The 15,260-nt window shown below is 48.9% G+C and carries 17 protein-coding genes and 1 pseudogene; 6 read left to right on the forward strand and 12 right to left on the reverse strand.

Features of this window, described 5'->3' with window-relative positions:
- Positions 1-7: 7 nt before the first annotated feature.
- The 7 genes from ACX1C1_RS26410 to ACX1C1_RS26440 all read right to left on the reverse strand — a co-directional run bounded on the left by ACX1C1_RS26410 (position 8) and on the right by ACX1C1_RS26440 (position 6,240).
- On the reverse strand, positions 8-886 hold the full coding sequence (locus ACX1C1_RS26410; protein WP_458955085.1) for a hypothetical protein: 879 nt from the start codon (positions 884-886) through the stop codon (positions 8-10).
- Positions 887-896: 10 nt separating this feature from the next.
- Positions 897-1,760, reverse strand: a complete 864-nt coding sequence (locus ACX1C1_RS26415; RefSeq protein WP_458955086.1) for a type II secretion system F family protein — start codon at positions 1,758-1,760, stop codon at positions 897-899.
- Positions 1,738-2,982: a CpaF family protein gene (locus ACX1C1_RS26420; protein ID WP_458955087.1), complete on the reverse strand. Its 1,245-nt coding sequence runs from the start codon at positions 2,980-2,982 to the stop codon at positions 1,738-1,740. The genes ACX1C1_RS26415 and ACX1C1_RS26420 overlap by 23 nt, the downstream gene beginning before the upstream one ends.
- Entirely contained in the window at positions 2,969-4,138 is a 1,170-nt protein-coding gene (locus ACX1C1_RS26425; protein ID WP_458955088.1) for a P-loop NTPase family protein, read from the reverse strand. The genes ACX1C1_RS26420 and ACX1C1_RS26425 overlap by 14 nt, the downstream gene beginning before the upstream one ends.
- A gap of 183 nt (positions 4,139-4,321) precedes the next feature.
- The gene (gene ndk, locus ACX1C1_RS26430; protein WP_458955089.1) at positions 4,322-4,720 is read right to left on the reverse strand and encodes a nucleoside-diphosphate kinase; all 399 of its coding nucleotides are present in this window, start codon (positions 4,718-4,720) and stop codon (positions 4,322-4,324) included.
- A gap of 36 nt (positions 4,721-4,756) precedes the next feature.
- Positions 4,757-5,557, reverse strand: coding sequence for a pyruvate, water dikinase regulatory protein (locus ACX1C1_RS26435; protein WP_458955090.1), 801 nt, complete (start codon positions 5,555-5,557; stop codon positions 4,757-4,759).
- Positions 5,554-6,240: a helix-turn-helix transcriptional regulator gene (locus ACX1C1_RS26440; RefSeq protein WP_458955091.1), complete on the reverse strand. Its 687-nt coding sequence runs from the start codon at positions 6,238-6,240 to the stop codon at positions 5,554-5,556. The genes ACX1C1_RS26435 and ACX1C1_RS26440 overlap by 4 nt, the downstream gene beginning before the upstream one ends.
- Positions 6,241-6,618: 378 nt before the next feature.
- Between ACX1C1_RS26440 and ACX1C1_RS26445 the strand changes: the two genes are divergently transcribed.
- The gene (locus ACX1C1_RS26445) at positions 6,619-6,843 is read left to right on the forward strand and encodes a hypothetical protein (RefSeq protein WP_458955092.1); all 225 of its coding nucleotides are present in this window, start codon (positions 6,619-6,621) and stop codon (positions 6,841-6,843) included.
- A 66-nt stretch (positions 6,844-6,909) separates the two neighbouring features.
- Positions 6,910-7,122 (forward strand): hypothetical protein, encoded by a 213-nt coding sequence (locus tag ACX1C1_RS26450; RefSeq protein WP_458955093.1) that lies wholly within the window; start codon positions 6,910-6,912, stop codon positions 7,120-7,122.
- A 234-nt stretch (positions 7,123-7,356) separates the two neighbouring features.
- On the opposite strand, the pseudogene ACX1C1_RS26455 reads toward ACX1C1_RS26450, so the two are convergent.
- Positions 7,357-9,138 (reverse strand): annotated as a pseudogene (locus ACX1C1_RS26455) (M3 family oligoendopeptidase).
- Between the two features lie 125 nt (positions 9,139-9,263).
- On the opposite strand from ACX1C1_RS26455, the gene ACX1C1_RS26460 reads away from it, so the two are divergent.
- Entirely contained in the window at positions 9,264-9,437 is a 174-nt protein-coding gene (locus ACX1C1_RS26460; protein ID WP_458955094.1) for a YycC family protein, read from the forward strand.
- The gene (locus tag ACX1C1_RS26465) at positions 9,437-9,673 is read left to right on the forward strand and encodes a hypothetical protein (RefSeq protein WP_458957809.1); all 237 of its coding nucleotides are present in this window, start codon (positions 9,437-9,439) and stop codon (positions 9,671-9,673) included. Before ACX1C1_RS26460 ends, ACX1C1_RS26465 begins: the two co-directional genes overlap by 1 nt.
- A gap of 73 nt (positions 9,674-9,746) precedes the next feature.
- Here the strand turns inward: ACX1C1_RS26465 and ACX1C1_RS26470 are convergent, their stop codons facing one another.
- A complete protein-coding gene (locus ACX1C1_RS26470) occupies positions 9,747-10,460 on the reverse strand; it encodes a DUF2225 domain-containing protein (protein ID WP_458955095.1) in 714 nt (237 codons plus the stop codon).
- A 14-nt stretch (positions 10,461-10,474) separates the two neighbouring features.
- A complete protein-coding gene (locus ACX1C1_RS26475; protein ID WP_458955096.1) occupies positions 10,475-10,855 on the reverse strand; it encodes a globin domain-containing protein in 381 nt (126 codons plus the stop codon).
- 403 nt (positions 10,856-11,258) lie between these two features.
- Here ACX1C1_RS26475 and ylbJ point away from each other — a divergent pair, with 403 nt between their 5' ends.
- Positions 11,259-12,365 carry a sporulation integral membrane protein YlbJ gene (ylbJ, locus tag ACX1C1_RS26480; protein WP_458955097.1) on the forward strand — a complete coding sequence of 369 codons (1,107 nt, stop codon included), beginning with the start codon at positions 11,259-11,261 and terminating at the stop codon, positions 12,363-12,365.
- A 72-nt stretch (positions 12,366-12,437) separates the two neighbouring features.
- Complete coding sequence (locus ACX1C1_RS26485; protein WP_458955098.1) at positions 12,438-13,229, forward strand: NAD kinase; 792 nt, start codon at positions 12,438-12,440, stop codon at positions 13,227-13,229.
- Between the two features lie 94 nt (positions 13,230-13,323).
- Here ACX1C1_RS26485 and ACX1C1_RS26490 read toward each other — a convergent pair whose 3' ends face one another.
- Both ACX1C1_RS26490 and lipA read right to left on the reverse strand, forming a co-directional pair.
- Positions 13,324-14,034, reverse strand: coding sequence for a YutD family protein (locus tag ACX1C1_RS26490; RefSeq protein WP_458955099.1), 711 nt, complete (start codon positions 14,032-14,034; stop codon positions 13,324-13,326).
- Positions 14,035-14,059: 25 nt separating this feature from the next.
- Positions 14,060-15,052, reverse strand: a complete 993-nt coding sequence (gene lipA, locus ACX1C1_RS26495; protein ID WP_458955100.1) for a lipoyl synthase — start codon at positions 15,050-15,052, stop codon at positions 14,060-14,062.
- Positions 15,053-15,260: the final 208 nt, after the last annotated feature.

The raw sequence follows: 15,260 nt of genomic DNA on the forward strand, positions 1-15,260 counted from the left end.
TAGATTGTTATGACATCAACAGAAATGCAGGAGCTGCTACGATAACCATCATAATGAACAAGATACCTACTAGTGGGAAAACCAGCTTGGACGATGCTTCCTCTCCGCTTGTTAGAGCAGCTGCCTTACGTTTCTCCCAAATCGAATAAGAAAACTCCTTTAACGCAAGCACAAATTGATCCCCTCCTCTGCGATAATTCAGCAGCAATACCGTCGCGAATACAGAGATCTCCTGAACGCTGCAATTTCTGTTCATTCGTTCGATCGCCGTCCCGAATGATTGTCCGTTATCCATTGCTGCCATAGCGAACCGCCATTCTTGATGAAGAGGGTTATCGTTCTTGGTCCGTTTCTCGTATCTGCATTTCGCGAAAGCTCCTTGTACCGTTTCACCTGCCCCTACAAGCAGCATCAACTTTGCAATCAGATCCGGAAGAGCGGCAAGGATCGCTCGTCGACGCCGCTCAACATTTCGGCTGGCATCCACAAATTGACGTAATATTATAACTACTCCTACGACTCCTCCCATCCCAGTCAGAATAGGTTCTTTCGCTAGCATCGCAAGGATTGAGCTCATAACCATCACCCCATAACCTTGTCCTATCGCAAGAGACAATTCTGCTCTTGTCTGTTCAATCGTCCAGCTTGCTCCCTTCAAAAGGACTAGCTGACGATGGAATCTATCGATGCGCAGCCTCAAGAGATCCCCTCGTTCCGCGAATTGCAGCACTCGATGAAACGGCGTCGCTAACATTCTAGACCGGAGGTTTCCGTGTAGTCGTTTCTTACCTCGTAAGGCAGTCAATAGCTCCCGTGCTGTTGTTACACCAATCCAATATATCCAAAGGAATAGTAACGTAGCCGTTATGATCGCTGTGAATATCATTGTTATCTCCTCACATCTCGATGGACATGATCTTGTGTATGAACCAGAAGCAGCCCACGAGTAGAAGTAGTGCCGCAGTCAACATGACATAACCAAAACCGTTATATAACGGACTCATGTAGTCAGGTGCGGCGAGACCAAGAAACCCGAGAAAAACAAACGGAACTGCCATCATAATTCGTGCTTCAAAGCGTTTCTGCGCGATCAAGACGGCAATCTCTCCATCAACGCTCATCTTCTCACTAATAACCGACGATGTCCGTCGCATGATTTCAAGCAGATCACCACCCGAACGTTTACAGGTTGTCAATGTATCTGCAAACATCGTTATTTCGTCAAGATTCGCTCGTCTCGAGAAGTCTCTGACTGCCTCCTCCAGTGGCATCGCTTGATCTAACAAATAACCTATAACTCGCAATTCCCTCAACATGTCGGCATTGTCCTCAGGGTATAGCAGACTTAAATCCTCGGTTGCCGCTCTAAACGCGTTTTCAGCCGAACGACCTGCCGCCAGCGAGGAGGATAAAGAAAATAACAGATCCTTGAATTGATGCTTCAATCGTTCCCTCCTTTGCTGCAGCAGTGCCCCCCTCCTTATCTTGGGGGCAGCAACTCCTGCAGCCGAAACAATTGAAGATAACAAAAACGATTGATAGATGACATAGCTGCCAGCGAATAATACGGCAGCTCCGATCACCACCGCTGTTATCAATTCTCTTCCATTCATCCTGTAGGTGTTGTAATCAGGCAGAGTTTTCATTCGATTGGACTCTCCAGCCGAATAACTTTCGTTTACGGACAGTACCCCCTCCCACCCGCACCACTCAAGTACGATTAACCAACGGGATTTTTTATGAAGTTGCAGGATAGGCAACAAAGGTCTCAGCCTCCTTCCCTGCAGCCCTAAGCTTATGGACCCGGCTGAGCGCATAATGCGTTCGAACTAACCGTCCCGCCGGTGCTTCGTCTTCGGGGTCTGTACGAGAAAATAATACTCGCAATTGAATCTGTCCTGCCTCGACCCCGGTCATCTCGCATATTTCCACTACTCGCCGCTTTCGATCCTTTCCCCTAGCCAGATGAATTACGATATCGATTGCAGATGCGATCTGCCCCCTAATAACAGGAAGGGGAAGTTCGGCAGCACCCAGAACCATCGTTTCAAGTCTTCCCATCATATCCATGGCACTATTGCCATGACCGGTAGAGATCGAACCTTCATGCCCCGTATTTAATGCTTGCAGCATGTCCAAAGCCTCCTCACCACGCACCTCGCCGACTATAATTCGGTTCGGCCGCATACGGAGCGACGCCCTTATAAGGTCGCGGACAGTGATACTCCCCTTCCCCTCTGTATTCGCGTTCTTGGTTTCGAGCGCTACCAAATTGGGTACCGAACGAATCTGCAGCTCTGCAGAATCTTCGATGGTGACAATTCGCTCATCACAAGGGATATGCTGGGATAATGCATTCAAAAAAGTTGTTTTCCCCGTTCCCGTACCGCCACTGATGAACAGATTGTATTTCGCTTCTACTAGTTCTTGCAGAAAGTGAGCGGCTTCTTCAGACAATGAATCATTGTTTATGAGATCCTCCATACGCATTGGCTTCTCAGGGAACTTGCGGATCGTCACACATGGTCCCTTGAGTGCGACTGGCGGCAATACAACATGTACGCGAGAACCATCTGGCAGACGGGCGTCTACAATCGGAGAGGACTCGTTGACAATTCGATTGACGCCAGCCACGATCCGTTGTATCAGATCCTGCAGCCGCTCTTCGCTTTCGAACGTTTCCCCAAGCAAAGTTATACGACCTTCGCGTTCAACAAAAATCTCCTTATACCCATTGATCATAATCTCATTGACAAGCGGATCATCCATAAGAGGCTGCAACAAATCGAGACCGCGGAACGAATGGAACAAACGTTTGACAAGCTTCGCTTTGTCCGACGCAGACATCGGACGGCTCTGACACCAGTCGAAAACAACCGCCTCCGACTTGCGCATCAACTCCTCATCCGGAAGCGATCCGCCAAGGTCGATCGAAGCATGAATTCTGGACCGTAGCTCCGTGATAATATCATCCTGCAGCACGCTCTATCCCCCTCCGCTTCATGGACTCTTTAAGAAGCTCGCATACCGCCGCCCAATAAGTCGAAGAAGTTAAGGGCTTGCAGCCGAAAGATCGCCACTCTGACACTTCCGGCAGCATCAGCGGAGTATCATGACAGCCCCTTTCATCGGCGAAGATGCTCCCGTCTATTCCTGAGTATCCTCCGTTGCAGATAATATGCGTTCGCTCAAGTACACGCTTGTATAACACTTGATGATTTTGCAACGCATATTGCATGGCTTGCCGCTGTTTATGAATAACAGACTTCTCATTCCTTACGAGCTCGTATACAAGCTCGGCTCTTTGGAGCAAAGCAAGCTCCATCGCTGACCAATCGCTATCCATATCCATTACAACTAAGTCATAACGCCCTATATTGATCACTTGATCCACGAGTGCAACCGCATCCTCCCCGCTAAGCTTCAGTCGATCATCCGGATTAACGAATCCGGGGATATAGTCGCATTTGAGAAGTGGGCTGTATCGGCGGCAATTAGTCAGTTGCTCGCTATTCCAAGGTATCTCTGCCTTGATCCGATACAAAAGATCAGACAGACCGGACACCGAGCTCTCTCGATCAGCATCCACTTCCCATTCTCCAGCCTCGACCCATCTTTCTACATTAACGTAACAGGTACGCAGTCCGACAACGGATGCCGCGGCAGCCACATGAAGCGCTAGCGTCGTCTTCCCGATTCCTCCAGCTGCCGAATGAACGGCTAATACGGTTGATCCTTCTAGTTGTTGTATCCGTCCTTGCAAGTTTGATCGAATCACTCCCTCAGCATCTCTATTGGTCAAACTGGTGCCAGAGCGACAAATAGCTTCGAGCGCCCCCATAAACAACGGAAGAGACTGATACCGCAGCAACTCCAGCTCCGCTCCTGATCCAGGTCGTTCAGTGAGCACTGCGACTGGTGTATGTGGCAAGTAATCACGTAGTTCTGTGGCTAGATCGTGCTCCGCTACCAAGATATCGAGCTCATACCCCTGCTTCAAATAGTGTTTGCATGAATTTGCGCTCGTGAAGGCTGTCAATTGCCAGCTTTCTGCAAATACACTTTCTCTGATGTACCCAGCAAGCCGCTTAACATATTCCTTATCTCTAGCCACAACGGCGAGTTGCCGCTTATGCATACTTGGTTCGCCTCCCTACTTGTTTATCTCGTTTCAAACCTCACGCTTAGATCTCCACCGCAGCATCAAAAAACAAAAAAAGCACCGCAATGCCAACAGCTAATCGCTGCTACATTGCGGTGCTTCCGCTTGTATTGAACTTTGGTTTAAAATTTACCATAAGATGGTCATTCCGTCAACTGATTAATGGAAATAGAGATTAATCTCTCTTTGCGCATTTTCGTCAGAATCGGAGCCATGCACGACATTACTGGCTACATCTATAGCAAAATCGCCGCGAATGGTACCCGGTGTTGCATCAGAAGGATCAGTGGCGCCGATAATAGATCTTGCGTTTTTCACAGCGTCCTTACCTTCCAATACCATAGCAAATACCGGACCTGACGTGATGAAATCAACCAATTCGCCAAAAAAGTTTTTCGAACGCAAATGATCATAATGTTCTTCGGCAACCTCACGATCCAACTTCATCAGCTTAGCATCGGCTAGCTTAAAACCTTTTGCTTCAAATCTGGCAACGATATCGCCCGTCAATCCACGTGCCACCCCATCTGGTTTCACCATTACAAATGTTCGATCCATTATAACCCCTCCATTATTATTAGTAGTTATAGACAATTATTTGGTAATCCATTCATAAATAATACCTGCTGTTTCTTCAATCGCTCTGTTCGTCACATCAATGACAGGACATGATAATGATTCCATGACGGAGGCCGCATAATGAAGCTCCTCTTGGATTCGATCTGCAGACGCGTATTGCGCTGTAGAGGGCAATCCAAGTGCATTCAGCCGCTCCGTTCGTATCTTAAGCAAATGATCCGGCTGCATCGTCAAGCCTACTATAAGTCTGCCGGGTCCCTGCTTCAGCTCCTCAGGTGGGGTGACCTCTGGCATGAGCGGCAGATTCGCAACTTTAATTCCTTTATGTGACAGAAACACGCTTAAAGGTGTTTTGGATGTACGCGATACGCCAATCAAAATGACCTGCGCTTGCAGGAGACCGTTCACATCCTTACCATCATCATAGGTAACAGCGAATTCAATCGCTTCCATTCGTTTGTGGTATTCCTCATCAATCGAATGAAGGAGACCAGGCTGTCTGCGCGGATGATCATTAAAGGTGTCCACATATGCTTGCATCATGGGCCCCATCACATCGACGGCTCGAACGCCTTGCTTGACTGCTTCTTCTCGCATAAATTCGCGAAGCTCCGGTTGCACGAGCGTATAACTGATAAATCCGCCCGTAAGCGAAACCTCGGCAAGTATGCGTAATATTTCGTCTTCCTTACTGATGTGCCCGTATCTCTTTATCTTGACGTGGTCAGATGAGAATTGTCTAAGCGTCGCCTTGGCGACTGCTTCCGCCGTCTCACCTACCGCATCGGAGCAGACATAAATATAAGGCTGCCTCATAACCCGTGCTCCCCCAGTTCCTGTGCGGTCGTGATGTCCGCCATCAAACGTATGATATTAGACTTGGACACCCAACCTGTAACGATCGGCTGCTGCCCACTCTCCTCTGACACAACGGTTACCGGCAAGCAATCCACTTGATGCATGGACATCTTGCGAATAGCGTCGAGCACAGAATCATCAGGGGACAATGTCACGATATTGGGATATCTCGTCATGACCATACTCACCGGGATTGAAGCAGCGCTTGCGTTTCCTAGTGTGATTTTGAGCAGATCCTTGGGGGTAATAATACCCGCGAACCTCTTATTCTCAGTGACAACTAGCAGCGTATCCGCATTTTCCGTGAACAAAGTAATTACAGCGTCGTGTACAGAAAGCGTGTCCGGAATGTTGACTGGGACGCCTTGCACTTCTTTGACCTTCATCGTGTTGAAACGATGCATAGGCTCACTTGCCGTGCGATATGTATTTCCGAGGAAATAACCAACTTTAGGCTTAGCATCTAGCATTCCCAGCATGACAAGTAGCGACAAATCAGATCGGAGTGTCGGACGGCTCACACCCAAATATTCTGCAAGCTGTTCGCCAGTAACCGGTGAATGCTTTTTGACTAACTCTAGAAGCTCCAATTGTCTGGATGTAAGTTGAATCGGACTCCCCTCTTTCTCAATATGAGTCACAATGGAAGATATTAAATGATATATTACTCACATTAATATATCACAACCTCTTAATGCACACAATATTTGATCCGAATTCGTTCAGATTGCTAGAAGACGTCGAAATCGAAGCGATAAAATAACATATATGAGAAAAATTCATCAACACACATTCACCAGAACACTTATCCGTAGTAGTCCTACTCTGCATGTATCCCCCTTAAACAAACTGCTTAACGCTAACTTCTTACATCTATCTTATCTGTTGTGTAACTCTCTTACTGCCTTCCCCCTTTGGTAGGGCATCGCAAGCGTTGATGACAAAATGCCGCACCTACACACAGCTGTAATTAGAAAATTTCCATAGGTGTTGCTGTTCTCGCCTGGGGGATGCGGTGTGTGCAGCGTGCGATCTGCGGTGTGCGGTGGCGATGGGTGATGTATGTAATGGGCGGTCTGCAGTGGGCGATGTATGTGATCGGTTCTGTTGCGGTGGGCGGTGGGCGGCTTTCGGTATGCTGGGTGTGGGGAAGCACTGGGACTAATCGAAAGTTGCAGACGATATTCCTGTATTCTGTACATGAAAATTACATCTACAATTCGAATTTGACGTCATTCCTGTAATCCATACAGGATTTTAGAGCAGGTATCCATCTTTCACTCATTATCTACACAATAATCCTGTACCAAATGCATCAATCTATTGATGCCGGCAACTTTCTTCGAAAATTGATGTACGAACTGCAGCATTATTTGGAGAAGATCCCTGGCGTTCGGCGTTCGGCGTTCGGCGTTCGGCGTTCGGCGTTCGGCGTTCGGCGTTCGGCGTTCGGCGTTCGGCGTTCGGCGTTCGGCGTTCGGCGTTCGGCGTTCGGCGTTCGGCGTTCGGCGTTCGGCGTTTGATATCGAACATTCGTTTTTTGTAGCATACAACAGACATTTGAGCTTCTCACTTCTTGCTTCTCGCGACTGTCATTGAACATTTGGCATTTGGGCTTCATTCGAATCCAAACGCGTCTGATACATATTAAACAAGGCTGTCTCCCCATGCTCGGGAAACAGCCTATTACTCTCAATCATATCCAATAAACGTGGTAGATTATCTCTTTATCTCCAAGTCTCCTGGAGTTAGTCTCGCTATTCCGTCATGCTGATGAACTGCTCGACATCCCGCTCTGTCAGGGCGACTGCAGCTTGCCAGAACTCCGGCTGCTCCAAATCTACGCCCAAATGTTTTATTGCAAGCTGTTCGACGGTCATACTCCCCGTATCGCGCAGCAACGCTACGTATTGATCCGCGAAAGCTGCACCTTGCTCCAGCGAACGCGCATACAGCCCTGCGCTGAACAGGTAGCCGAATGTATACGGGAAATTGTAGAAAGGTACGTCCGTTGCATAGAAGTGAAGCTTGGAAAGCCAAAAATGCGGATGTACCTCTCCCAAAATATCGCAATATGCCTCTCGCTGAGCAGCTTCCATCAGCGTATTTAACTCGTCTGCCGTCACAAGGCCTTGCTTACGTTTCTCATAAAAACGTGTCTCGAATAACAGCCTGGCATGTATATTCATGAAGAATGCAACGGCATTCTGAATCTTAACCTCCAGCAGTCCCAGCTTCTCCTCGTTATCCTTGGCTGCAGACACTGCCCGATCGGACACAATCATCTCAGCGAAGGTGGAGGCCGTCTCGGCAACATTCATTGCGTATTCCTGCGCGAATGCCGGCTTGTCATTCATGACATGCTGATGATAGGCATGGCCCAGCTCATGCGCAAGTGTCATCACCGTCGATGGAGAGCCGGAGAACGTCATAAAGATCCGCGTCTGGCCGTTCTTAGGGAACGATGTGCAGAAACCTCCCGGCCGCTTGCCAGCACGATCCTCAGCTTCGATCCAACCATCTTTGAAGGTCATCTCTGCAAAATCAGCAAGCCTTGGATCAAAGGTACGGAACTGTGAAGTAATGAATGCAGCCGCTTCATCAAAAGTCATATTAGTTTCGGTTGACCCAAGCGGGGCTTCCACATCATGCCAGTCCAATCGCTCGAGACCAAGCAACCGAGCTTTGCGCTGCAAGTAGGCGACGAGTGCCGTCTTTCCTTCCTCAATGGCTCCCCACATGGCATTAAGCGTCTTCTCGCTCATACGATTGATCTGCAGCGGCTCTTGCAACACATCTATCCAACCACGATTCTCATACAGCTTCAGCCTGAAGCCTGCCAATCGATTCAACTTCTCGGCACCTAATTGTTCGTAGGTGGTCCACTCGCGTTCCCACTCAGCTAATGATGTTTGCCGCACCGTTCGATCGCCGTCCGATAAACGGTTATACATTTGACCTGCGGAAAGTTACTTAATCTCTCCATTTGGCCCTTTCACTTGGAACTGCATGTGAGATACCAGCGTATCGTAGAAATCACTCCAGCCGTGATAGCCATTAATGGCTAGCTCGCTTGCGAGCGCTTCAAGCTCAGGCGCCATCTTACGCCTCGCGAGCTCTCGCCGTTCTTGAAGATTGAACCCGATTTCCTCAAACTCGGGAAGGTTTAACATCTCCGACCAAGCTACTTCTTCAATTCCGCGCAAAAAAGTATCGTATCTCGTCATAGCGGACGTAAACTGGGCAGCGATCGTCTTAACCCTGTCGTTCAGCACGCCCGCTGCGCTGTCCTTCGTATTCTCAGCGGCCAGACAAGCCACAAAGGATTCGGATTGCCGGAGAGACAACAATATCTGTTGCGACCTAGCTGTTGCGTCTTTCAGCTTTTCCTCCAGATTTGTTTCTGTTGCTTTTAATGTAACTAGAAGCTCTTTAATCTCGCTCTCCATACCGGTTAATTCCGCCGCGAAAGCAGCCGAAGCAGAACCTCCGGAATAAATCGTATCGAGATCCCAGATTTGCGGGTATTGTTTGTCCATCATTTTCGAGTCCCCTTCCGGCTCGTATCGTCAAAAACAAAAAACCAGGCAGTTCCGCATTTATTTGCGTAAACTCACCTGGCGGTGTATAACAGTAGTATATCATACTGGAGGATAACCTAATTATGTCCAAACCATTGCAAATTTCGCCCGATACGGCAATCAAATTATCGAAACAATTACAAGTCCCAATTGAAAACCTGATGCATATGCCTAGACATATCCTGCTTCAGAAGATCGCCGAGCTGGCCAAGGCCGAAGCAGAGGCTTCCCGTAAGGGAGATTCCGAGCAACCATGATGATCCCTTTCGAGAACACATGGCCTTATGAACACATTATGGGCGATCTCTATGTCGCCGAATGCCCGTTCTGCCAAGCGGAGAATGTGCTTCTACTGCTCAAACCACGTGAGCTGTCCGACATCCGTGACGGCAAGAAAAGACTTATGATCTTGCCTTGCTGTCATGGCAGAATGACGCTCATAGATGCAGATCAGGATTACCTTCTCGCAGATCATCCCGTTCGAAGATCCTGATCTTCAATCTCGCCTGCCTCAATAGAAGGCGTTCTCTTCATGTCGTGCATGGCGCAGCGGTTATCCCCTTCGCTTACGCCGTGCTCGCCTTCTCGTTACCTCCGCTAGCGCCGGCAAGTGCCGCTCCGCTTCCCATTTCTTCGCGAATCAGCTGCCATTGCTCGCGGCTTGCCCGGATCATAGCCGCATCCATAATGGATTTGTCGGACACGACTCGCGAGAACCACTTCACAGCTTCATGCAAATCTCCAATCCGACGGTTAAGCTCACCAATCAGAAACATTAGCCTGGCTTTGCTCAAATTGTTATCTTCCAACTCATATACACGAACATATGATTCGAGTGCAAACGTCAAAAACTTCTTTTCTTCTATTTTGTTGTCCTTATAACGATATAACCAAGCAATATGATGCAGCAATCCTGATATAATCCGATCAGGAGCGCCTGTCGATTGTGCTGTTAGCAAGGCAAGCTTATAGGTCTCCATCGCTTGCTCGGCCGTTCTTTCCCCGTTATAGTCAAGACCTTGCCAATTGGCACCGATTCGTTCGTAATACCCTCGTTTCTGCTTCTCATTCAGATGGTCAAAGCCATTCTCCGTCGAAGCATACCCGCAGTGCGGGCATACACGAACAACATAATAATCGGGATTGACGCCCTTCTCATAGTAACCGCAAAAATCCATATCCATTCGCGATGCTCTCTTGAAACTGGGTCTGACCTTAGATGTTGTAAATGACGTTTCACAGCAAATGCAAATTACTTTGGACTCATATAGCGGTTCCATAAGAATCACGTCTCCTATTCAGATGTGTTCACAAAGTGGTACGCAGGTCCAGAGAGCCTTTCGATCATAATGTCCTGCAGTTCTTGCTGAAGACCGCTCTCGCTCAGCGCTTCACGCATGCAGCCAAGCCATGCATCGGCATGCAGACGGGTGATCGGGAATGGCAGATGTCTCGCCCGCATCATGGGATGCCCATATGCGTCAGAGTACAAATTTGGACCTCCGAGAAATTGCGACAAGAACATGAACTGCTTGTCCATGACCGGATCAATGTCTTGCGGGAACAGCGGTCCTAATAAGGGATGTCTTTGCACTTTTGGATAAAAAGCCTCAACTATAGTCCTAAGTCCTTCCGCTTCTCCAATTGCTTCATAAAGGCTTGTATACCTATTCATCGACTTAAACAACTCCAAACATTAGGTAATTTGTATTATATCATACGATCAAATAATATGGGGACAAAAAAAAGCCCGCTAACGCGGGACTAAAGACATATAACTGAAGCATCTCCAGATTACGTTTCGTACTCCTCTTCGGTTGGCGCCGCGATGGACTCCCTGATGACGTAGACAAAAGCGCAGACTAGGATGCCGGCGATAATACTCATGATCATCACTCCAAGCGTTGTAAGGATGATACTATTGTACCATAAAAAGCGTCGTTTAAAACCCGTTTCGCAAGCGTTTACAAAACGTAATATTCCTGTAACATTCTGCAATAGTTATGGATGTCCCATCCTCAACATATATGTAGGTAATGAGTCCGTACAGGCCTCCTATCGAACAGAGGTGGTGCTTGATGCTTCGCACAATAATTCATCCCCTGTCCCTGACAGCCATGTCCGCTATGTTCATCGCACTGCTGATGGCCGTCTTTCCCAATGAAACCTTATACTCCTCCCTACGCGGGTTATCCATTTGGTGGCAAGTGCTTTTCCCAGCATTATTCCCGTTTTTTGTCATATCGGAATTGATGCTCGGACTCGGCATTGTTCATTTTCTAGGAAAACTGCTGGATCCCCTGATGCGCCCTTTGTTCCGTATTCCCGGGATTGGCGGATTTGTAGTCGCAATGGGGTATATGTCAGGATATCCGGTTGGAGCCAGGCTTACCTCCCAGCTATGGGAACAAAGGCTGATCACGCGGAACGAAGGGGAGCGGCTCATCGCTTTCACGACTACATCCGACCCCATCTTCCTGATCGGTGCTGTTTCCGTAGGTTTTTTTCATAATGTAGCCCTTGCGCCTCTGCTGGCGGCAGCCCATTATGGAAGCGGCTTTCTAATCGGTTTGCTTATGCGATTCCACGGCAAGAGGGAAGATAAGATCGAAAGCCCAGACACAAACGCAATCGAAAACCAATCACGGATCGCAAATCAGCCTGTCCCTGCGCAGAAGCTTCGCACCAGGAGCCGTCTCTACACTGCTGTCCGCGCTATGCATGATGCGAGACTGCTTGATGGTCGGAGCCTAGGCAAGCTGTTCCAGGATTCTGTACAAGCATCCATTAAGCTAATGATTGTCGTAGGCGGTCTTGTCGTATTTTTCTCCGTTGCAATGGAAATGCTTACGCATGCTGGTCTTGTATCCGCGCTTGCAGAGGGACTCCGAATCCTAATGGGATTGGCGGGACTGCCGCCAGAGCTAGCAGACGCTTCCGTCTACGGCTTATTCGAGGTTACGCTCGGCTCCCGCGCAGCTGGCTTGGCTGGCACCGGTCTCCTGCATCAAGCTGCCATTGCCGCTTGGGTACTATCTTGGGCCGGGTTATCCGTACATGCGCAAGTCGCAAGTCTGATCAGCCGGACAACGATGCGGTATCAACCGTTTGTTATTGCGAGATTGCTGCATGGTTTCCTTGCAGCGGGCATGGTATATCTCCTATGGCCTTGGTTATCTCCATGACATTTCGTTGAAAAGAAAGACGAATTGGGCTATCATCAAATTACGACTGACTGATCGGAAGGAGAAAGCGACTTGAAATACGCCGTAATCGATAGAGGAGACCCAGTGTCCAAATCACTGGTGGAACAATTTCATGATCTAGCTTCGCAAAGGGGGTTTGTCCTGGATGAAGAGAAACCCGAGTTTGTCATCTCCATCGGCGGAGACGGCACGCTTCTTCAGGCATTCCACAAACACGTAGATCATATTGCGGACGTCGCTTTTATCGGCATACATACAGGACATCTGGGCTTTTACGCGGATTGGAACGCAGATGAGATTGAGGAGCTTGTCCGTTTGATGGCGGAAGAAACGCCGCGACTCGTTCGTTATCCCCTCGCGCAGATCGAGGTTGAGACAAGTACGGAGACACTGCATTATCTAGCGCTTAATGAATTTACGCTGAAGGGCGTCGACGGTACTTTAGTCGCACAAATTAATATTAATGATGAGTTGTTCGAGATGTTCCGTGGAGACGGCATTGTCATTTCAACCCCTTCCGGAAGTACGGCATATAACAAAAGTCTCGGCGGCGCAATCGTACATCCATCCATCGAATCGTTGCAGATCGCAGAGATTGCGTCAATCAACAATCGGGTATTCCGTACGCTGGGTTCGTCCGTCCTGCTGCCCAAACATCATCATTGCGATATCATATCCAAGAAGGATCAACGCATCCAGCTTAGCGTAGATCATGTGAATATGATGTACAGCGACATCCGATCGATCCGCTGCAGCGTCTCTACGCGCAAGGTGACCTTCCCTCGCTACAGAGCGTTTACATTCTGGAATCGGGTGCGTGAAGCCTTTATTGACATGACTTAGGCGGAGCACAACTCAGCCTAGGTTTCCCTGAGTAAATAAATGATCACAAACAAAAACGCCGGGCTACCCCATAAGGAGCCGCTCGGCGTTTTTATTAATGATTTGGCTTATTTTGATTATTCTCCGAACCGGCAGCCGCTTCCGATGAGGCAATCTTGACCGGCTTCTTACTCCGATGATCGTGATGCCGATTGCGATTATTTTTGCGGAACGGCTGGTCGCGGCGTTTGCCCTCCACGCCATCACCTGTTGCATTGGAATCTTGCTGCTTGGATGAAGCGTGCTGATGTTTGTTGCTTCCTCCATGACCCTGCTGGTTATGGCTTTGATTGCTGCGGTGGCGAGCGCCGCCATGCGATTCTTTCCTAGGGGCAACTGCTCTTGCCATCATCGCTGCTTGCTCGTTCTCCGAAGCGGTAGATGCTGCCGCAGATTCCACAGCCGCTCGAAGATCATAGCCCTGCAGGCGAGGCGCATCCGGCTCATAGCTCAGATCCAGATCATCAGCATCAGGTTCCCGGTCTGTCGTTTGCTTTCTTTCTAAGATGAAGTAAGCACAGCCGAAATTACAATATTCGTTAATATAATCCGAGATGCCAGAGAAAAAGCTGTCTTTGTTCGCCTTTTGGTGGCCGTCTTGGTAGAAACCTTTAAGTCTTAACTGGTTATAGCCCCAGTCTCCGATTATATAATCGTAACGCTCCAGTACCTCGCTATAGCGATTGCGGAACGCTTCGGGATTCCACCCGTTGCGGTTCTCGTGCATAAGCTCGTACGACTTGCCTCCGATATGAATCAATGCCATTGGTTCCACCCCGCTTCAGCGTCGATTAATTAGCTCCTGCAAGTGCGCCTGCCGCTGCGCTTGCGCATGATCCAGAGGACGCAAGACCAAGTCCGGCTTCTTCGGCTTGGACGATTCCAGATTGTTCTTCGGCCATTGCCGCATGCGCGGAATCTGTTTGCTCGTGCGCATGATACGAGCTGCGTACGAGTGGTCCCGATTCTACGTGGCGGAAGCCGCGTTCTTTGCCAGCAATCTTAAGCTGAGCGAATTCGTCTGGATGCACATAACGTTCGATTGGTAAATGTTTAGGTGTCGGCTGCAAATATTGGCCAAGCGTTAGAATATTGCAATCCACAGCGCGCAGATCATCCATCGCCTGGATGATTTCATCGTATTGTTCGCCAACGCCAAGCATAATGCTGGATTTGGTAGGGATTTTGGGCTTCATCTCTTTGGCCCGCTTCAGAAGCTCCAGCGAACGTTTGTACTTCGCTTTCGCACGGACCCGATCGGACATCCGCTCTACCGTCTCAATATTATGATTCAGAATATCCGGATTCGCATCCATGACAACCTGAAGCGCATCCCAATTCCCCATAAAGTCCGGGATAAGCACTTCGACGCGACAGAATGGAAGCCGCTTGCGGATCGCCGCGATCGTCGCCGCAAAGATCGAAGCACCCCCATCAGCCAAATCGTCGCGCGCCACGGAGGTGACCACGCAGTGCATCAACCCCATCTGCTCGGCAGCCTCGGCTACGCGCTCAGGCTCTTCTAAGTCGAGCTCTGTCGGCATGCCTGTCTTGACAGCGCAGAACCGGCAAGCTCGTGTACAAATGTCGCCCAGAATCATGAAGGTTGCCGTACGGTTGGACCAGCATTCATATATATTCGGGCAACGCGCTTCCTCGCATACGGTATGCAGCGTCTTGCCGCGCATCATTTCTTTAATTTCGGCATAGTTGCCGTCGGTAGTCAGTTTAATGCGAAGCCAATCCGGCTTGGGCAGCTTCTCGCGTTTGTTGCGTTCACTCATGTATATTCCCTGCTTTCGCGTAATCTTGTAAGTTTACGGCATTGCCACCATTATAACACGCCTTGCAAGCAAAAAGTAATGACAAGCCGGACAAGAATCCATCACAATCCATAGTTTATAGGAATGTTATCCATCTCGATTTGGTATCAATCGTATCTTCAATGATACTGGCGCTCATGGATAAAAAATGCCGTTCTGCAAACCATAT

The organism is Paenibacillus sp. strain BS8-2, from assembly GCF_054483835.1.

Coding starts and splice junctions, on each gene's coding strand:
- ACX1C1_RS26425 (WP_458955088.1), bottom strand. CDS start 4,138: ATGCATAAGCGGCAACTCGCCGTTGTGGCTAGAGATAAGGAATATGTT.
- ACX1C1_RS26435 (WP_458955090.1), bottom strand. CDS start 5,557: ATGAGGCAGCCTTATATTTATGTCTGCTCCGATGCGGTAGGTGAGACG.
- ACX1C1_RS26450 (WP_458955093.1), top strand. CDS start 6,910: ATGCATCAATCTATTGATGCCGGCAACTTTCTTCGAAAATTGATGTAC.
- ACX1C1_RS26460 (WP_458955094.1), top strand. CDS start 9,264: ATGTCCAAACCATTGCAAATTTCGCCCGATACGGCAATCAAATTATCG.
- ndk (WP_458955089.1), bottom strand. CDS start 4,720: ATGGATCGAACATTTGTAATGGTGAAACCAGATGGGGTGGCACGTGGA.
- ACX1C1_RS26470 (WP_458955095.1), bottom strand. CDS start 10,460: ATGGAACCGCTATATGAGTCCAAAGTAATTTGCATTTGCTGTGAAACG.
- ACX1C1_RS26465 (WP_458957809.1), top strand. CDS start 9,437: ATGATCCCTTTCGAGAACACATGGCCTTATGAACACATTATGGGCGAT.
- ylbJ (WP_458955097.1), top strand. CDS start 11,259: ATGCTTCGCACAATAATTCATCCCCTGTCCCTGACAGCCATGTCCGCT.
- lipA (WP_458955100.1), bottom strand. CDS start 15,052: ATGAGTGAACGCAACAAACGCGAGAAGCTGCCCAAGCCGGATTGGCTT.
- ACX1C1_RS26410 (WP_458955085.1), bottom strand. CDS start 886: ATGATATTCACAGCGATCATAACGGCTACGTTACTATTCCTTTGGATA.
- ACX1C1_RS26475 (WP_458955096.1), bottom strand. CDS start 10,855: ATGAATAGGTATACAAGCCTTTATGAAGCAATTGGAGAAGCGGAAGGA.
- ACX1C1_RS26490 (WP_458955099.1), bottom strand. CDS start 14,034: ATGGCATTGATTCATATCGGAGGCAAGTCGTACGAGCTTATGCACGAG.